Below are 17,496 nucleotides of genomic sequence, written 5' to 3' on the forward strand. Positions count from 1 at the left end.
GTGCCGAACCCCTTCGACGATCCGAACGGGACCTACCTGGTCCTGGCCGACGGGAAAGGCCACCACTCGTTGTGGCCGGCCTTCGTCGACGTCCCCGCCGGCTGGGCCGTCGCCCGTCCCGCCGGTACCCGCCAGGAGTGCCTGGACCACATCGATCATCACCCGGCCGACCGACTGGAGCACGAAACCACATGACCACGACGCTGAATGACGAAGCGGCGAAGGACACCGAGGAACTGACACGCATCCGTGCGCTGGTGCGGCACGGCATCGACGGCCGCGAGGACCACCACGGGCCGAGGCTGCTCCGGCGCCTCGCCGAGGGCCGGCAGGGCGGACCGTACGGGCACTTCTCGGTGCGCCCCCACGGCCCACTGCTGGGTGCGCAGATCGAGGGCCTGAACCTGTCCGAACCGCTGGCCCCGGAGGTCTTCGAGGAACTGGACCGTGCCCTGCTGGAGTGGAAGGTCCTCTTCTTCCGGGGGCAGGAACTCACCCACGAGCAGCAGCGGGCCTTCGCCGCCAACTGGGGCGAGATCGACCAGCACCCGTTCCTGCCCAAGGGCGCCTCCCAGGACGTCGTCCGCCTGGAGAAGGGCGCTGCCAACCCCGGCTTCGAGAACGTCTGGCACCACGACTTCCCCTGGATCCCCAACCCGCCGCTCGGCGCGGTCCTGCGGATGGTGGAGATGCCCGAGGCCGGGGGCGACACGCTCTTCGCCGACACCGGCGCGGCCTACGACAACCTGCCCGACGAGGTGAAGAGGCGCCTGGAGGGCCTGCGGGCGGTGCACGACTTCACACCGTCGGCGAACTACCGCGACCTGCTGACGGACGAGCAGCGCCGGCACTTCCAGGAGTTGTTCCCGCCGGTCGCCCATCCGGTGGTGCGGACCCACCCGAGGACAGGACGCAAGAGCCTCTTCGTCACCTCCATCTTCACCACCCACATCGAGGGGCTGGAGCCCGCGGAGAGCGAGGAACTGCTGCGGTACCTGTTCCGGCACGTCCAGTACCCCGAGTACCAGGTGCGTTTCCGCTGGCAGCCGGGGGACGTGGTGTTCTGGGACAACCGCGCGGTGCAGCACTACGCCACGTCCGACTACTACCCCCACCGTCGTGTCGTGGACCGTGCGGCCATCGCCGGTGACCGGCCGTTCTGAGGTGGCCGCCCGCACGGCCGTGGTGAGCGGCGGCACCCGCGGCATCGGACTGGAGCTGTCCAGACGGCTCAGCGCCCTGGGACACCGCGTCCTCGCCCTCCACCGAGTGTCTGGCGCTGGAACTCGCGCCGGCGGTCCGGGTCAACGCGCTGATCCCGGGTTTCACCGACACACCCGAGGTCGTCGAGCGGTACCGGCTGGACGAGGCGGAGCCACGTCGGTGCGTTCTGGGCCAGATCCCGCTCGGGCGGATCGGCACGGTGACGGACGTCGCCGACGCCCTCGAATTCCTGGTGACCGATCGGAGCAGCTATCTCACCGGCCAGCAACTGGTCGTCGACGGCGGCACCTTCATGGGCTGAGCGCCACTGCGCCGGGCCCGTCCTCAACACAGCGAGAGAGCGAAGAATTGATGAGCGAGGAACAGATCGACCGCTACCACGAGGACGGTTTCCTCCTGGTGGAGTCCGCACTCACGGCCGCCGAAGTGGCGGCCCTGCGTGCGGCGTTCGAGCGCGACTGCGAGGTCCCCGGACCCCAGCGGATCGTCGAGGACGACGGTGTCGCGGTGCGGGCCGTCTACGCCTCCCACCAGCGCCAACCGGAGTACGCCGCGCTGCTGCGTGACCCCCGGGTCCTGGGGCCGGTCCGGCGGTTGCTGACCGAGGACGTCTACCCCTACCAGTTCAAGATCAACGCCAAGCCGGCCTTCGGCGGCGAACGCTGGTCGTGGCACCAGGACTACGTCGCCTGGCGGATTGCCGACAACCTGCCCGCCCCCCGCCAGATCAACGTCGGTGTCTTCCTCGACGACGTGGACGAGTTCAACGGCCCGGTCATCTTCGTCCCCGGCTCCCACCGCGCCGGCCTGGTGCGCGACGATCGCCGCCAGGGGGCCAAGTCCGAGCTGCACCTCGACCCGGACGACATCGCGCTCACCGCCGAGCAGCTCGCCGACCTGGTGGCCACGCACGGCATGACCAGCCCCAAGGGACCGGCCGGCTCGCTGGTCTTCTTCTCCCCCGAGATCGTGCACGGTTCGGCTCCGAACATGTCCCCGTTCCCCCGTCGGCTTCTCATCGCGACCTACAACGACACCACGAACCTGCCGAGCTGGCCCGGTGAACCACGCCCGGAGCACGTGGTGCTGCGCGACACCCGGCCGCTGGTGCCCCTCGAGGAGACGTTCCTCGCATCCCTCGACGGAGCCGCACGATGACCGCGCGACCCGTACTGCGGTCCCGTGCCCTGGTCCTGGAGGAGTTCGACCAGCCCCTGAAGCTGCGGGAGTTCGACCTGCCGCCGGCCCCTGCGGGCGGGCTGGTGGTGGCCTGTCGTTACGGCGGGGTGTGCGGAACCGATCTGCACCTTCAGAAGGGCCACCTCGCGGTGCCCACCCCGCTGGTGCTCGGCCACGAAGGTCTCGGCGTGGTGCACGAGCTGGGCCCCGGCACCGGCGTGGACGCGGCCGGTCGGCCGCTGCGGGTGGGGGATGCGGTGATGTGGGCCTCCTCCATCGCCTGCGGCGTCTGCGTGCCCTGTCGGCAGTACCGGGAGCCGACGCTGTGCGAGCAGCGCCGCACCTACGGCGTGAACCGCTCCACGGTGGAGGAACCGGCTCTTTCGGGGGCCTGGGCCGAGCACATCGTGCTGCGCCCGGGGACCACGGTCGTCAGACTCGACCCGGGGGTCGATCAGGTGGCTGCGATGTCTCTGGCCTGTGCCGGTCCGACGGTGGTGCACGCCCTCCACGACCGTCGGCCGGTCCGGCTGGGCGAGACGGTCCTGGTCCAGGGCAGCGGGCCGGTGGGCCTCGCGGCCGCGGCACTGGCCCAGCTCTCCGGCGCGGGCAAGGTGATCATCGTGGGCGGCCCCGCAGAGCGGCTGCGACTGGCGGCCGAGGCCGGCGTCGGCGACGTGCACATCGACATCGCCGGCGCGGCAACACCCCAGGAGGTCCCGGCCGAGGTACTGGAGGCGACCGGTGGGCTCGGCGCCGATCTGGTGATCGAGTGTGCGGGAGTGCCCGCAGCGGTGGCCCAGGGTCTCTCCCTGGCCCGGCGCGGAGGCTCCTACCTGGTGATCGGCCAGTACACGGACGCCGGTGACACGGTGCTCAACCCGCACCAGATCGTCTTCCGGCAGCTGGACGTGATCGGTTCCTGGGCGTTCTCCGGAGCGCACCTGGTCGAATACGTGAAGCTTCTCCCGGCACTGACGGCGCGCTTCGATCTCGCCCGGCTGGTGACGGTGTTCCCGCTGAGCGACCCTGCCGAGGCGCTGGCACGGGTGGCCGACGGATCGGTGATGAAGGCGGTCTTCACCGGCTGAGCGGTGGAGGTGTCGCGCTGAAGGGGTTCCACCCGGGCCACCGGGAGGAACCCCTTCGTCCTGCCTCAGCCGTGCAGGGCGGGCGTTGCCGTCTTCTCCGTGTCGGCCGCGGCGGACGGGCCGGTGTCCTGGCGGGGAGCGTCGATGAGGGTGAAGGCGGCCAGCGCGGCGATGCCGAGGATCGACACGGCCCACCAGGTCGCGACCGTGTACCCGTGGACGGCGGCGTGATTGGCGTAGCCGGTCCTGCCCAGGGACCGGGCCTGCCGAAGGTGCCGGGCGGCCCAGCGGTGGCCCGAACTGCTCGCCACGGTGTTCAGCAGCGCGGTCCCGATCGAACCGCCGACCTGCTGCGAGGTGGAGACCATGGCGGAGGCCACGCCGGCGTCCTGCGGCTGCACATGGTGCGTGGCCAGACTCGTCGCGGGCATGAAGGCGGTTCCCATGCCGAGCCCGAGCAGTACCTGGGCGGGCAGCACCACGGAGACGTACGAGCTCTCGACCCGGAGCTGGGTCAGCATCAGGATGCCGAGAGCGGAGACCAGGAAGCCCGTGCCCATCAGCAGCCGGGGCGGCAGCACGTTCATCAGCCGGGAGCCGATCTGGGTGGACCCGGTCACCATGCCGACGATCATCGGGAGGAAGGCGAGTCCGGTGGCGAAGGGGGTGTAGCCCTTCACGACCTGCAGGTAGTACGTGAGGAAGAGGAAGAGGCCGAACATCCCGATGACGGACAGCCCGAGGGAGAGGTACACCCCGCCGCGGTTGCGGTCGGTGACGACCCGCAGAGGAAGCAACGGCGTCCCGACCCTGCTTTCGACCACGACGAACACGGCGAGCAGGAGCACCGCGGCGACCAGCAGAGTCACGGTGACGTGCGCGTGCCACCCGTGCGTCTCGGCCTGTGAGAAGCCGAGGACGAGCGAGACCAGACCAGCGGTCGCCAGCAGGACTCCGGGGATGTCCAGCCGGGACCTCGGGGGCCGACCGGCGGGTTCGCGGATCACGGTCACCGCGCCGACGATCCCGGCGACCGCGAAGGGGATGTTGACGTACAGCGCCCAGCGCCAGCTCAGATACTGCGTGAGCACACCGCCGAGGATCAGTCCGAGTGCGCCGCCGCCACCGGAGACGGCACCGTAGATGCCGAACGCCTTGGCACGCTCTTTCGGTTCGCTGAACGTCACGGCCAGCAGGGACAGGGCGGCCGGCGCCAGCAGAGCCCCGAACGCTCCCTGCAGAGCGCGGGCGGCCAGCAGGGTCGCCGTGCCCACCGCCGCACCGCCCAGCGCGGAGGCTCCCGCGAAGCCGACGAGGCCGATGATGAACATACGGCGGCGCCCGGCCAGGTCGGCGATGCGGCCGCCGAAGAGCAGCAGCCCGCCGAAGGCCAGCGAGTAGGCGGTGATGACCCACTGGCGGTTGCCGTCGGAGATACCGAGGTCGTGCTGCGCCGACGGAAGGGAGATGTTGACGACCGTGGTGTCGAGGACGACCATCAGCTGGGCAAGTGCGATGAATATCAGCGCTTTCCAGCGCCGGGAGTCTGCCCGTCGGGCGTCCGGACGGGGCGGCGTCCCTTGCATGGTGTGATCCCTCGCGGAAGTAGGGGGAACCGGGCGCCGGTCCGTGACCGGTGCCCCTGACGTCAAGCCATGTGGAGGGCGATGCCCGCGCGCCCTATGACTCCGGCTCCGGGGCTGCGGGGGCTGGCGCGATGCCGAGCGCGGGAAGGATCGCCGAGAGCGTCGCGACCGCGGCCTCCAGCGCTTCCCGCGCACCCGGTCCCTCGCCCGCCGTCCGCGCGAGGATGCCCTCACGGATGGCGAGCAGGGTGGCCGCGACCCCGCCGACCGGCGCGACCTCGCGGGCCACCCCGGGACAGCACCGCTGGAGCAGCTCTGCCAGGGCGTCCCTGACGGCTCGGTCGTGTTCGTCCAGCTTGGCGCCGAGCCGCGGATCCCTGGCGGCGTGGATACGGAACTCCAGGAACAGCAGGATCCAGTTCCGCTCCAGCGCGTCGACCTCCAGCAACGCCCGGGCCACGCCCTCGGCCGAGACGGCACCGGACCCGTCGAGCAGCCGTTCCAACTGGTCGAGACGGTCCGCCGAGTGGCGATCGAAGAGCGCGAGGACCAGGTCGTCCTTGCCGCGGAAGTTGGAGTAGAACGCGCCTCGCGTGTATCCCGCGGCGGCACAGAGGTCCTCGATCGTCGTCTGGGCGTAGCCGTGCTCCACGATGACGCGTTCAGCCGACTCCAGCAGCCGCGCACGGGTGTGGACGCGGCGGCGGGGCGGGCGGGTCTCTCGTCCGGGCACGGCGTCTGGTGTACTCACGGATTCACGATACACAGTGTATTGAATGCACTCTGTATTGAATGCGTCAAATATTTGGTTCATCGCGCACTGAACCCGGGAGCCGGGGACGCCGGGGCGCTGCCAGTCCGGTCTGCGAGGACGATCCCGACCACGTACCGGACGCACCGCCCGACTGGGCATGAGCGGTCGCCGTCGGGTCGCCCTGACACCGGTGAACCGCTCTGGGCAGGATTCTTAACAGCCATACAGGCAGGCGCAGTTGAGGCCATCGGTCGTTCCGTAAACCCCGTTGCTCCCGTGTCGGGGGCAGGCGCTAGAGTCCGATGGGTTGCGTGATGTTCACAGCAGCCATACAAAAAACGCGGCCGGCCTCCGGATATCCGGGGCAGCGGGGCCGCGCCATTCCCGTGGGGGGAACCCAGCAGTGAGAACACGCTCTTTGGTGTCGGCGGCCGTGTCCGCCGCACTGGGCGCCGCGCTCCTCGCCGCGCCGGCGCTGGCGTACGGGGCCGACGGTGGTACGTCCGGGCAGGACCCGGCGGCCACCGCGACCACGAATCCGACGGCTGATCCGACGTCGACGGACACGCCCACCAGCGCCTCGTCCGGCACTCCTTCGGACACCCCGTCCCCGTCCAGCCCACCCATCGGTGAACCGTCGGACACCCCGACCTCTGCCGATCCGACCCCCTCCGATCCGACCTCGTCCGATTCGCCCTCCGGCGGCCCGACGCCCGCCCCGAGCAGTAGCGCGCCTGCCGACGGCACCGGCGCCCCGGTGTTCGGCAACGTCGGCTCCGACCCTTCCGACGCCGGCTTCCTGACGGTCGCCGTCTCCTCCGATTCGGCGGTCACCGAGGTGTCCGCCGACCTGACCGAGCTGCGCGGCGCGGACCCGGCGACCGTCGCAGTCACCGGCTTCACACTCGTGTCCGGCACGCCGCAGGACGGCGTCTGGCGCTCGCCGCGCATGTCGCACCTGCCTTCGTACGGCAGCTACGACGTGACGGTCAGCGCCCAGGACAGCGACGGCGACAGCACCTCGTCGGCGCACGCCACCACCGTCGACGTCGAGCCGAAGCCGCTCTTCGCCGATCGCAGCATCAGCCCCGCCGCGCTGGACGTGGAGCACACGCACGTCACGCTCAGCGGCCGCATCTCGGTCTTCGACCCGATCACCGGCGACACCTCGCCGCTGGCCGGGAAGCAGCTGAGCGTTGTGGCCGGGAACGGCTTCAGCGCTGTCACCGCCGCCGACGGCAGCTACGCGATCGACGTGGCACCGAAGCTGAACGGCCTGGACGCCACGTCCGTGCCGGTCTTCCTCTCCTTCTGGATCGCCAACCCCGACGGCACGAGCACCTATGTCCTCGTCGACAGCAAGACGCTGCCGGTCGTGGTCAGCCCGAGCCGGATTCGGCTGGACCACTCCAGCGTGCGGATCAAGTTCGGTGCCAAGGTGTCCTCGTCCGGTGTCGTGGAGTACCTGTACGACGGCACCTGGCGCCCGGCCAAGGGCGTCGCGCTCGAAATGGGCTACTACGCCAAGGCGACCAGCGGTGCCGGCGGGCGCTTCACGCTCACCTACCCGTACATCCCTTACGACGACAGCACCTTCACGGTCGAGACCAGCCTGGACAGCTACCTGGCCGACCCGTATCTGACCGCCTCGCACGCGCAGTTCAAGGTCGATGTCATCAACCGGACGAACATCTGCTTCTGTTCGAGCTGGATCGACGAGTACTCCGACCTGCACATCCAGGGCAGCATGAGCGCCAGCAACGGCAAGGTGCCGCCGAACCGGAAGCTGTACGTCCAGCAGTCGGCCGACGGCAAGACCGGCTGGAAGTCGCTCGGCTGGTTCACCACGAAGTCCGACGGCACCTTCAACCTCGACGGGTACGTCTCGGTGCCGAAGGGCTACTGGCGGCTGTACTCGGCGGGGTCCTCGGACTACCAGCCCGGCTACTCCAACTCCGTACACTTCAACCGCACCGCCACCCGGATCACCGGCTTCAACGCCGGTCCCGAGCCGGTCCGCAAGGGCCACACCGTGACCACCACCGGCACCTTGCAGCGGCTGAGCGGCACGAAGTGGGTGGCATTCGGCAAGCAGCGCGTCTACATCCTCTTCCAGGCCAAGGGCAAGACGTCCTGGACACAGCTGGGCTCCGTCAAGGCCGACTCGCACGGCCACTTCACCGCCCGCTTCACCGCGAAGCAGGACGGCACCTGGGTCGGGGTCTACCTCGCGTCCGGCTCCTACGTGGACGCCGAGAGCTACCACGACTACGTGGACGTGCGCTGAGCAGCCCCTTCTGACGACCACCACGAAGGGCGCCCCGGGAACCTCCGGGGCGCCGACGGGGCCTTCCTGGGGCCAGGATGGGGTCGGGAGGACAGGGAAGCCCCGTGAACGATCATCAAGGCCCGGATGCCTCCATGCCCTCTGACCTGCGCAGACAGTGAAAGGGGGGCAGACAGGGAAATCCTGGGCAATGCTTGCTCGTCGAAGAGGCACGCTTCAGGCCGGTGAAGCCCAGGGCCAGGCAGGCGGTGAGGAGGGTGCCGCCGCGGGCGTCCAGGTGTGGGGTGCCCCCGGCGAATGTCAGGGGTGCCGCGCAGAACAGGCCGGTGAGTACCGCGCCCCGCGAGCACCGCGCCGGGCAGCACCGACTCCGTACGCCTGGCCGCGTCCAGGACGGCGCGTTCGCCGAAGCCGAGGTCGGCACCGACGCACAGGAACAGCAGCGTGGTGCGGGGCGCCGAGGGGGCGGCGGAGAGTCCCACGCCGAGATTGCCGGCCGCCCACCGCCCCGGAGCAGTCGCCAGGTCGGGGTCCAGGTCGTACGGTCCAGAATCCGCGTCGGCCTCATCGTTCTCGTCGGTCTCATCGCGTGACTCGGAACGAGGACCGTTCGCCGTCCGAGTCATGGGGCGACCTTATGGGTGGGCAGTCGGCGCTGTTACTGGCGGCGGTCCTGTGTCTGGGTCCGCCGGCCCTGTCAGGTCCGGCGTGGCCGAGGGCGGCCAGGGCCTTCTTCGCCAGGTTCTTCCTTCGAGTCGGTCGGCCACGGAAGTCCCGCGGCGCGACCCGGCCGGGCCGCGCCGGTGATGGGCAGCCGCAGCGCGTGACGCAACCGGGTGATCCGCGCGAGCCGTTTGGGGGTGAGACCCAACCGCTCGCGGAACAGGCTCTCCAGGTGTCGCCGACCGCAGGTCGGCTCCCGACCTGCGGTTTCTCTGGATCCCGCGAGAGTCAGGCCTTCGCCTCCACCGCCTCGGAGGCCGCGTCCTGGGTGGGCTCGGCCTGCGGCCGGGCGGCCGTGGGGCGGACCGGGATGAGGAAGGCGACGACCGCGGCGGCGATGCCGACGCAGGAGCCGATCAGCATGGCGACACGGAAGCCGCTTTCGGACGGCAGGGAGACCGGGCCGAACTTCGTGGTCATCTGGGCCAGGACCACGGCCATCACGGCGGCCGAGACGGAGCTGCCGATCGAGCGCATCAGCGTGTTGAAGCTGTTGGCCGAGGCGGTCTCCGACTGGGGCACCGCGCCCATGATGAGCGCGGGCATCGCACCGTAGGCGAAACCGACGCCCGTGCTGCAGACGATGGTCACGGCGAGCAGGCCCAAGGCGGAGCCGTTTCCGATGAGCGGCAGGGAGATGCCGTAGCCGAGGGCGATGACCAGGGCGCCCTACGACGTCGGCAGCGCCACCTTCGGACTCAAGGACGCCGACTTCGCCGCCCACCTCACGAAGGCCATGCCGGCGGGCATCTCGTTCGACCCCAACGCCTGACCGGTCGGGGATTCCTTCTTCGTCCCCGTCACACCCCCGCCTCCGGGCGCGTCAGGGAGATGGCGCCACCCACGTGGCCCGGTAGCGGTGTGACAGGCGTGACAGGGACGAGAAGGAGATGACGACATGGCTGTTCTGATGGTTCGTGCCACGGTGAGGCCCGAGTGCGTCGACGAGCTCGAAGCGGCGCTGCGGAAGATGTTCGCCGCGATCGAGGCCGCGCGGCCCAAGGGCGTGCGCTATGCCTCGTACCGGCTCCCCGACGGAGTCACCTACCTCGCGGAACTCGAGATCGCGGACGGGATCGAGAATCCGCTTTCCGAGATCCAGGAGTTCCGTGAGTTCCAGGCGGGCCTGAAGGACTGGCTGGCCGCCCCGCCGTCCGCCGAGCGTTTCGAGGTGCGGGGCGCGTACGCCGCCTGAGGCCGCGCGGGTGTGCGTCCGGTAAGGGCCCCGACAGTCGAGAGGAGTCGGCAGGGGGCGGTAAGAGTCGACAGGAGTCGGTGAGAATTGACGGGACTCCGGGCGCGCACCCCGTGCTCGTGGCCCCCGCCTGGCCGCGCAGGGCGGCCGGGCACCGCAGCGACATCACCGAGAACGCCCTGCGTGAGATCTTCCTGCCGCTCGGGGTGGTCGACGTGAAGGTGGCCACGCTGGGGGAGGACTGGTCGGGGCTGAAGTTCGTACGGCGCAAAGAGCTTCGTACGACGTGGGCAAATGCGGAGAGCGCGGGGAAACGCGGCGTACGTGAGGGAGACTCCGGGTGAACGGCTAGCATCGCGGGCAGAGTTGTCGGCCTGGGATGGAGTGGTGTCGTGTCGGAGGGGCCTCGGATCGCCGTTGCCGTCGTGACCATGGGGAACCGGCCCGACGAGGTCGACGCGCTGCTCACCTCGGTGGCCAAGCAGGACGTCGCGCCCGCGCGGATCGTGATCGTGGGAAACGGGTGTCCGCTGCCCGAGTTCGCCGAGCGGCTGGGACTGCCCGGCGAGGTGACCGGCATCGAGGTCGACGAGAACCTCGGCTGCCCGGGCGGGCGCAACGTGGGCCTCGCCCGGCTCAGGGAGTTCGCGGACGTGGACGTCGTCGTCGAGCTGGACGACGACGGGCTGCTGGTCGACGCGGATGTGCTGCGCAAGGTGCGGGACCTGTACACCGCCGATCCGCGCCTGGGCATCGTCGGCTTCCGCATCGCCGACGAGCACGGGGAGACCCAGCGCCGGCACGTGCCCCGGGTCGGGGCCAAGGACCCGATGCGGGGCGGTCCGGTCACCGGGTTCCTCGGCGGTGGACACGCGCTGTCCATGCCCATGCTCGCCCGGATCGGGGACTGGCCCGCCGAGTTCTTCTTCGCACACGAGGAGACGGACATGGCCTGGCGGGCCATCGACGACGGGTGGACCGTGCTCTACGAGCCCGAACTGCTGCTCCAGCACCCCAAGACCTCGCCCGCCCGGCACGCCATCTACTACCGGGTCACCGCCCGCAACCGGGTCTGGCTCACCCGTCGCAGGCTGCCCCTCCCGCTCATCCCCGTGCACCTGGGAATCTGGATGCTGCTGACGCTCGCACGGACGCGCTCGCTCGGCGGGCTGCGGGCCTGGTTCGGCGGCTTCGCGGAAGGGCTGCGGCAGTCGGGCGGCGAGCGGCGGCCGATGCGGTGGCGAACGGTGTGGCGGCTCACGCGGCTGGGACGCCCGCCCGTCATCTGACGGCGGGCGGCAGGACGGCCGGGGCGGACGAGGGCCCCGGTCGCTCACCTCCGACGACCGGGGCCCTCTCTGTCCCCGGATCCGGCCACGGCGGCGACACTCCCCCGAGTTACGCGTCGTACGCGCGCACCGTCGGGCCAGATCCGATGAAGTGATCCCATCAGCCCGCGCCAACGGATCGCTAACATGTCGCCAACGGGTTTCCCTCCGGAAACCTGGAAACCGGAAGTCGGTCGGCGTGAAGTCGTCGCAATAAGGCGCGAAGTCGCCATGGGTGTGGTCGGTACCGGTCTGAACCGGTCGGGTCGGTCGCACGGAAAGGCAGTGGGGCGGGCTATGCGGTACGGGCTGCGGTTCGGGCTGCTGGGGCCTCCGGTGTTGTACGACGCCGACGGCGAGGTCCGTTCCATCGGTGGCGGCAAGATGCGCGCCCTGCTGGTCGCGCTGCTCCTGGAGCCGGGCCGGGTCGTCTCGGTGGACGCGCTCAAGGACGCACTGTGGGGCGGGGCGCCGCCCGCGTCCGCGCAGGCCTCGTTGCAGAACCACGTCACCCGGCTGCGGCGGCTCCTCGACGATCCGGAACGGCTGCGGGCCATGCCGCCCGGGTATCTCCTGCGGGTCGGCGAGGGCGAGTTGGACGTGCGCGTCTTCGAGTCCCACGTCACGGCCGCACGCGCCGCGCACGCCGGGCGCGACGGGGAGCGGGCGCTGCGCGAGGCCCTCGCGGCGCTCGCGCTGTGGCGCGGCACACCGCTCGACGGGGTCCCGCCCGAACTCGGCGGACACGCGCTCGTCCAGCGCCTGGAGGAGGCGCGGCTGCTCGTCCTGGAGTGCCGGTACGAGGCCGAGTTGCGGCTTGCGGGGCCGGGGGCCGGGCGGGTTTTTGCGGGTGGCGCGCGAGGGAACGCCGGTGACACCGCGCACGCCGGGGGCACCGGTGACACCGCGCACGCCGGGGGCACCGGTGGTACCGGGGTCGGCTGGGTTTTCGGTGACATCGGGGAAATCAGTGACATCGGGAACACCGGGGTCTCCGCCGACGCAAAAGCAACGGACGCCACCGGTGCCCCCCACACCTCCGGCTCCCCCGGCACCACCCGACTCGCCGCCCTCGCACCCGAGTTGTCCGCCCTAGTCGCCGAGCACCCCCTGCGCGAGGCCTTCCACCGGCTGCTGATGCTCGTACTGCACCGCACCGGACGTCGGGCCGAGGCGCTGGCCGTCCACCGCGACCTACGGGCCCGCCTGGTCGAGGAACTCGGTGTCGAGCCCGGGCCCGCGGTGCGCGCGGCGCATCTGGAGATCCTGCGTGAGCGGGCGGGGGAGAGCGAGGAGTCCGCACACGACCGGGACGGGAACGGGGGTGCGGACGGAGACCGCGCGGAGCAGTCCGCCCCGGCGGAACCGGCCCCGCCCCGCCCAGCCCAGCTCCCGCCTCCGCCCGGACACTTCACCGGCCGTGCCGACGTACGCCGGGAACTGAACGTGGCCCTCGACACGGCCCGGCACCCCAGCCCCTCCGCTCCGGCCGTCGCCGTCATCAGCGGGATGGCCGGAGTCGGCAAGAGCGCCCTGGCGCTGCATGTGGCACACGGCCTGCGGGAACGTTTCCCCGACGGCCAGCTGTACGTCAACCTGCACGGCGCCACGCCCGGAATGACCCCCCTCACCCCCGGCCAGGCGCTCGCCGCGCTGCTGCGCGACCTCGGTGCCGAGCCGCGCCGTATCCCCGAACACCCGGACGCGGCCGCCGCGTTGCTCCGCTCGATGCTGGCCCCGACGCGCACCCTGATGGTGCTCGACGACGCCGCGCACGCCGCTCAGGTACGGCCGTTGCTGCCCGCGGGCACGGGGTGCGCGGTGATCGTGACGAGCCGTTCACCGCTCACCGCGCTGGACGGCGCGCGGCGCTTCCCGCTCGCGCCGCTCTCGGTCGAGGACAGCGCGGCGCTGCTGCGCGCGGTGTCCGGGCGGGTGGACGGCCTCGACGGTACGCACCCCCTCGTCGAACTCACCGGCCGGCTCCCGCTCGCCCTGCGCGTGGTCGCGGCCCGTCTCGCCGCGCGCCGCGCGCTGACGCCGGACGTCCTCGCCGGTCAACTGACCGCGACCGAAGGGCGGTTGCATCATCTGGAGTACGACGACCTGAGCGTCCGCAGATCGCTGGCCGTCGCGCTCGACGCGCTGCGTGCCTCGGAGCGGGAGGCCGACCAGGACGCGGCGCTCGTGCTGCGCTGCATCGGCGCGCTCGACCTCCCCGTCTACGGGGCGCCCCTGCTCGCCCGGCTCTCCGGCATCGCCGAGTTCCGTGCCGAGGCCGCCCTCGACCGCCTCGTCGACGTCGCGCTCCTGGAGGAGACGGCGTACGGCCGCTACGCACCCCACGACCTCGTCCGCGACTTCGCCCGGGAGATCGCGGGCGAGACGGACGGGGAACCCGGGGCCGGGGGCGCGGACATCCACGTGTCCGAGCGGGCGTTGCGCTGGTACGCCGGTGTCGCCGCCCGCTCCCTCGAAGCGATCGTCGAGCCGGGCCTCGACCGCGAGGACCGCAGCCGGCCGACCGCCGCGCAGCCGGCCGCGCACACGGTGGACGCCGCGGCCACGCCGCCGTTCTGCACCGCCAGGGACGCCTTCGCCTGGGGCGACCTGGAACTGGAGAACGTGGTGGCACTGGTGGAACGGTACGCGGACACCTCCGCGTACGTTCCCGTGCTGGTGCGGCTGCTCAATCCCTATCTCCAGCGCAGCGGCCGCGTCCCGGAGTCGGAGGTGCTCCTGCGGGCCGCGGTGGGCGCGGCGCGGCGGCTCGGGGACGAGGCCGCGCAGGCGTACGCGCTCGGGGACCTCGCGGGACTGCACTTCATGACGGGCCGCGCGAGCGAGGCGCTCACGCTGAACGACGAGGCGCTGGCGATCTGGCGGCGGCTCGGGGTGCTGTCGTGGATCCGGCGCGGTCTGAACAACCGCGGCATGCTGCTGGAGGGGCTGGGCCGCCACGCCGAGTCCAGCGAGGCGTTGCTGCAGAGCCTCGAACTCTCCCGGGAGCTGGGCGACCCGCACACCGAGGCCATCACCTACAGCCACCTCGGCAATCTGTACGAGCACACGGACGCCCGGGCCGCCATCGACCACCACAAGCGCAGCCTGGCGATCGGCGACGCGATGGACGACGTGATCATCCGGCACTCCGCGCACTGCAACATCGGCTATGCCCATCTGACGCTCGGCGAACCGGCCGCCGCCGTACCGCACTTCGAGGAGAGCCTGCGCATCCTCGGCGGTCACGGCGACTGGCACGGGGAGTCGCAGACGCGGCTCGGGCTGGTGCGCGCGCTGCGCGGGGTGGGGCATGTCGAACGGGCCACGCGCGAGTGCGATCTGCTGCTCCTCCGCGCCGATCAGCGCGCCGACCGCTACACCGGCGGACTCGCCCGGCATCAGCTGGGGCTGCTGCTGCGCGCGCAGGGGGATGTCGCGGGGGCGTACGAGCTGTGGAAGTCGGCGCTCGCGGCGCTGGACGGGACGGACACCTCGGTGGTGGGAGCGCTGAGGGAACTCCTGGAGGAGGAGTAGGCCACCTGGAGGAGTCGGGCACCTGCCCGGCGAGGTCACCCGAGGGGAGAGACGCGGGCCGCCGTCCGGGTCACTTGGCGTCCGCGTAGCACTCCACCACCGCCGTCGTGAACGGGAAGCGGACCGGGGTCTCGCCGAACGTCAGCCGTCCCGCCAGCTCCGCGGCCTCCCGGATCGCGGCCACGACCGCGTCCGCCTCCTCGGCCGGACAGTGCACCATCACTTCGTCGTGCTGGAAGAAGACCAGCTCGGCGGTGAGGTCCGCGCAGGTGCGCCGGAGGGCGGCGAGCAGCAGCAGCGCCCAGTCGGCGGCGCTGCCCTGGACGACGAAGTTGCGTGCGAAGCGGCCCCGGGCGCGGGAGTTGGAGGAGGCGTAGCCCGGCACCCAGCCCTGGTCTCCGAGGGACTCGGCGGGTTCGTCCTGCGGCATGCCGGCCTCCTCCGACGAGGCGTCGGACGCGCCGGCCGCCGGGGGACTCGTCCGCCCCAGCCACGTCCGTACGAGTCGGCCCTCCTCGCCGGCCCGCGCCGCGTCGTCCACGTAGGCGACGGCGCGGGGAAGCGTCTTCTCAGCGCGGCCAGGTTCTTCAGGCCGTCGCCGGACGTCTGCCCGTACACCGCGCCGAGCACGGCGAGTTTGGCCTGTGCCCGGTCGCCGGCGAACGCGCGGTCCGACACCGACTGGTACAGGTCGCTCTCCCGGCCCGCGACCTCCATCAGGCCGGGGTCGCGCGAGATCGCGGCCAGCACCCGCGGCTCCATCTGGTCGGCGTCGGCCACCACGAGCCGCCAGCCCGGGTCGGCGACTACGGCACGCCGGATCACCTTGGGGATCTGCAGGGCGCCCCCGCCGTTGGTCACCCAGCGGCCGGTGACCGTCCCGCCGGGCAGGTACTCGGGCCGGAAGCGTCCGTCGCGCACCCAGTCCTGGAGCCAGGACCAGCCGTGCGCCACCCAGATCCGGTACAGCTTCTTGTATGCGAGCAGCGGCTTCACGGCAGGGTGCTCGATGGTCTCGATCTCCCACCGCCGGGTGGACTTGATCTTGATCCCGGCCTGCGCGAAGGCCTTGATGACGTCAACGGGCAGGTCGGGGCGGACGCGTCTGCCGAAGGCGGCCGACACCTCGTCCGTGAGCTCGGCGAGGCGTCTGGGCTCGCCGCCGCCCGCGTACCGCTCGCCGAGCAGCTCGTGCAGGACCTCGCGGTGGACGTCCGCGCGCCACGGCAGCCCGGTGCGGTTCATCTCGGCCGCCACCAGCATGCCCGCGGACTCGGCCGTCGTCAGCAGGTGCATGCGCTCCGGGTGCGCGGTCGTGTCGTGCCGGCGGCGCTGATCGGCGTACACCGCCAGGAGGTCTTCCAGGGGTACGCGAACCGGGCGCGGCTCGAAGAGGGACGACTGCGAGCCGGGCTCGGCGGAGCGCTGCGGGGGATCCGGCGGCACGGGGCCGCCGCGCAGTCTTGCCAGCGCGGCGGCCGCCGACCGGGGTTCGCCGAGCCGGCCCTCGTGGCCGAGCAGCAGTGTCTCGGCGGCCTCGATGTCGTAACACCGCTCCACTCGCACCCCCGCGGTGAGCAGACGCGGATAGACCTCGGCCGTGGACCGCCAGACCCACCGGACCACGTCGGGTCGCCCCCGCACGGCCTCGACCAGGTCCGCCTCCCTGCGCACCGGCCCCGCGGGCAGCCCGTCGGAGCCGAGGGGGGCGACCTCCGCACCACCGTCCTCGGCCGGCGCGAGAGCCCACCGGTCGCTCATGGTTCCGAGTCTCGCAGGGGGGTCTGACAACGGACGCGGACGTGACCCTACTGATCTTCTTGCTGGTCTTTCTGCTGGTCCTTCTGCTGTCCGCCCACCGCGATGACCTCCAGCACGCGCGCGAGGTAGGTCTCCGCCGCTGTCTTGTCGATGCCGAGGCCACTGAGAACGCCGTTGCCGTTCTCGTACTCCAGGAGGGCCAGGAGGATGTGCTCGGTGCCGATGTAGTGGTGGCCGAGGCGGAGGGCCTCGCGGAAGGTGAGTTCCAGGACCTTCTTGGCGGCGGGGCCGTACGGGATGAGCTCCGGGACCTCGTCGGCCGCCGGCGGGAGCGCCGCGGTCGCGGCCTCGCGGACGGCGTCCAGGGTCACGCCCTGCGCGGTGATCGCCTTCGCGGCGAGCCCCTCGGGCTCGGAGAGGAGGCCGAGGACGAGGTGCTCGGTGAGTCCCTCCGCGTTGCCCGCGGCCTTGGCCTCGTTGTGCGCGGCCATGACCGCGTTCCGGGCGCGGGGCGTGTAGCGGCCGAAGCCCTGGCTGGGGTCGAGGTCCGACTCGGCCTTGGGGACGAAGCGCTTCTGCGCCGCCTGCCGGGTGACCCCCATGCTCTTGCCGATGTCCGTCCAGGACGCGCCCGAACGCCGGGCCTGGTCCACGAAGTGGCCGATCAGGTGGTCGGCCACGTCGCCGAGGTGGTCCGCCGCGATCACCGCGTCCTGGAGTTGCTCAAGGGCGTCGGTGTGGGTCTTCTTGATGGCCTCGATGAGGTCGTCGAGGCGTACGGATGCCTTGCCGGGTGGGTTCGTCGTCATGTGTCAACCGTAGGTTGACAGG

14 protein-coding genes and 3 pseudogenes are annotated in these 17,496 nt (G+C 71.4%); 12 read left to right on the forward strand and 5 right to left on the reverse strand.

The window, feature by feature from the left end:
- The 5 genes from AAFF41_RS26665 to AAFF41_RS26685 all read left to right on the forward strand — a co-directional run bounded on the left by AAFF41_RS26665 (nt 1) and on the right by AAFF41_RS26685 (nt 3,494).
- On the forward strand, nt 1–195 hold the full coding sequence (locus AAFF41_RS26665) for an MbtH family protein (RefSeq protein ID WP_319751880.1): 195 nt from the start codon (nt 1–3) through the stop codon (nt 193–195).
- Entirely contained in the window at nt 192–1,163 is a 972-nt protein-coding gene (locus AAFF41_RS26670) for a TauD/TfdA dioxygenase family protein (RefSeq protein WP_343324734.1), read from the forward strand. The genes AAFF41_RS26665 and AAFF41_RS26670 overlap by 4 nt, the downstream gene beginning before the upstream one ends.
- A gap of 110 nt (nt 1,164–1,273) precedes the next feature.
- A complete protein-coding gene (locus tag AAFF41_RS26675) occupies nt 1,274–1,525 on the forward strand; it encodes an SDR family NAD(P)-dependent oxidoreductase (RefSeq protein ID WP_319751908.1) in 252 nt (83 codons plus the stop codon).
- Between the two features lie 50 nt (nt 1,526–1,575).
- Complete coding sequence (locus AAFF41_RS26680) at nt 1,576–2,382, forward strand: phytanoyl-CoA dioxygenase family protein (RefSeq protein WP_319751878.1); 807 nt, start codon at nt 1,576–1,578, stop codon at nt 2,380–2,382.
- Nucleotides 2,379–3,494 carry a zinc-binding dehydrogenase gene (locus AAFF41_RS26685; protein WP_343324735.1) on the forward strand — a complete coding sequence of 372 codons (1,116 nt, stop codon included), beginning with the start codon at nt 2,379–2,381 and terminating at the stop codon, nt 3,492–3,494. Before AAFF41_RS26680 ends, AAFF41_RS26685 begins: the two co-directional genes overlap by 4 nt.
- Before the next feature lie 65 nt (nt 3,495–3,559).
- On the opposite strand, the gene AAFF41_RS26690 is transcribed toward AAFF41_RS26685, so the two are convergent.
- Complete coding sequence (locus AAFF41_RS26690) at nt 3,560–5,080, reverse strand: MFS transporter (RefSeq protein ID WP_343324736.1); 1,521 nt, start codon at nt 5,078–5,080, stop codon at nt 3,560–3,562.
- A gap of 94 nt (nt 5,081–5,174) precedes the next feature.
- The gene (locus AAFF41_RS26695) at nt 5,175–5,831 is read right to left on the reverse strand and encodes a TetR/AcrR family transcriptional regulator (RefSeq protein WP_319751875.1); all 657 of its coding nucleotides are present in this window, start codon (nt 5,829–5,831) and stop codon (nt 5,175–5,177) included.
- Between the two features lie 406 nt (nt 5,832–6,237).
- Here AAFF41_RS26695 and AAFF41_RS26700 point away from each other — a divergent pair, with 406 nt between their 5' ends.
- Together AAFF41_RS26700 and AAFF41_RS26705 are read left to right on the forward strand one after the other, a co-directional pair.
- A complete protein-coding gene (locus tag AAFF41_RS26700; protein ID WP_343324737.1) occupies nt 6,238–8,121 on the forward strand; it encodes a hypothetical protein in 1,884 nt (627 codons plus the stop codon).
- Nucleotides 8,122–8,447: 326 nt separating this feature from the next.
- Nucleotides 8,448–8,714 carry a hypothetical protein gene (locus AAFF41_RS26705; protein WP_343324738.1) on the forward strand — a complete coding sequence of 89 codons (267 nt, stop codon included), beginning with the start codon at nt 8,448–8,450 and terminating at the stop codon, nt 8,712–8,714.
- 358 nt (nt 8,715–9,072) lie between these two features.
- Here AAFF41_RS26705 and AAFF41_RS26710 read toward each other — a convergent pair.
- Nucleotides 9,073–9,513, reverse strand: a pseudogene (locus AAFF41_RS26710) (MFS transporter); the annotation flags it as partial.
- A gap of 1 nt (nt 9,514) precedes the next feature.
- Between AAFF41_RS26710 and AAFF41_RS51675 the strand changes: the two are divergent.
- The 5 genes and pseudogenes from AAFF41_RS51675 to AAFF41_RS26730 all read left to right on the forward strand — a co-directional run.
- Nucleotides 9,515–9,616 (forward strand): annotated as a pseudogene (locus AAFF41_RS51675) (NPP1 family protein); the annotation flags it as partial.
- A gap of 126 nt (nt 9,617–9,742) precedes the next feature.
- Nucleotides 9,743–10,039, forward strand: a complete 297-nt coding sequence (locus tag AAFF41_RS26715; protein ID WP_054237454.1) for a hypothetical protein — start codon at nt 9,743–9,745, stop codon at nt 10,037–10,039.
- A gap of 80 nt (nt 10,040–10,119) precedes the next feature.
- Entirely contained in the window at nt 10,120–10,383 is a 264-nt protein-coding gene (locus tag AAFF41_RS26720) for a hypothetical protein (RefSeq protein WP_319751869.1), read from the forward strand.
- A gap of 87 nt (nt 10,384–10,470) precedes the next feature.
- Entirely contained in the window at nt 10,471–11,328 is an 858-nt protein-coding gene (locus tag AAFF41_RS26725) for a glycosyltransferase family 2 protein (protein WP_060898431.1), read from the forward strand.
- Nucleotides 11,329–11,664: 336 nt separating this feature from the next.
- Complete coding sequence (locus AAFF41_RS26730) at nt 11,665–14,904, forward strand: AfsR/SARP family transcriptional regulator (RefSeq protein ID WP_343324739.1); 3,240 nt, start codon at nt 11,665–11,667, stop codon at nt 14,902–14,904.
- Between the two features lie 70 nt (nt 14,905–14,974).
- Here the strand turns inward: AAFF41_RS26730 and AAFF41_RS26735 are convergent.
- Nucleotides 14,975–16,665: pseudogene (locus tag AAFF41_RS26735) on the reverse strand (bifunctional 3'-5' exonuclease/DNA polymerase).
- A 47-nt stretch (nt 16,666–16,712) separates the two neighbouring features.
- Nucleotides 16,713–17,474, reverse strand: a complete 762-nt coding sequence (locus AAFF41_RS26740) for a Clp protease N-terminal domain-containing protein (protein WP_319751866.1) — start codon at nt 17,472–17,474, stop codon at nt 16,713–16,715.
- Nucleotides 17,475–17,496 lie beyond the last annotated feature (22 nt).

Origin of the sequence: Streptomyces mirabilis, from assembly GCF_039503195.1 — a bacterium.
Lineage (GTDB): Bacteria > Actinomycetota > Actinomycetes > Streptomycetales > Streptomycetaceae > Streptomyces > Streptomyces mirabilis_D.

Coding starts and splice junctions, on each gene's coding strand:
- AAFF41_RS26690 (WP_343324736.1), bottom strand. CDS start 5,080: ATGCAAGGGACGCCGCCCCGTCCGGACGCCCGACGGGCAGACTCCCGG.
- AAFF41_RS26685 (WP_343324735.1), top strand. CDS start 2,379: ATGACCGCGCGACCCGTACTGCGGTCCCGTGCCCTGGTCCTGGAGGAG.
- AAFF41_RS26730 (WP_343324739.1), top strand. CDS start 11,665: ATGCGGTACGGGCTGCGGTTCGGGCTGCTGGGGCCTCCGGTGTTGTAC.
- AAFF41_RS26725 (WP_060898431.1), top strand. CDS start 10,471: ATGGGGAACCGGCCCGACGAGGTCGACGCGCTGCTCACCTCGGTGGCC.
- AAFF41_RS26740 (WP_319751866.1), bottom strand. CDS start 17,474: ATGACGACGAACCCACCCGGCAAGGCATCCGTACGCCTCGACGACCTC.
- AAFF41_RS26715 (WP_054237454.1), top strand. CDS start 9,743: ATGGCTGTTCTGATGGTTCGTGCCACGGTGAGGCCCGAGTGCGTCGAC.
- AAFF41_RS26680 (WP_319751878.1), top strand. CDS start 1,576: ATGAGCGAGGAACAGATCGACCGCTACCACGAGGACGGTTTCCTCCTG.
- AAFF41_RS26670 (WP_343324734.1), top strand. CDS start 192: ATGACCACGACGCTGAATGACGAAGCGGCGAAGGACACCGAGGAACTG.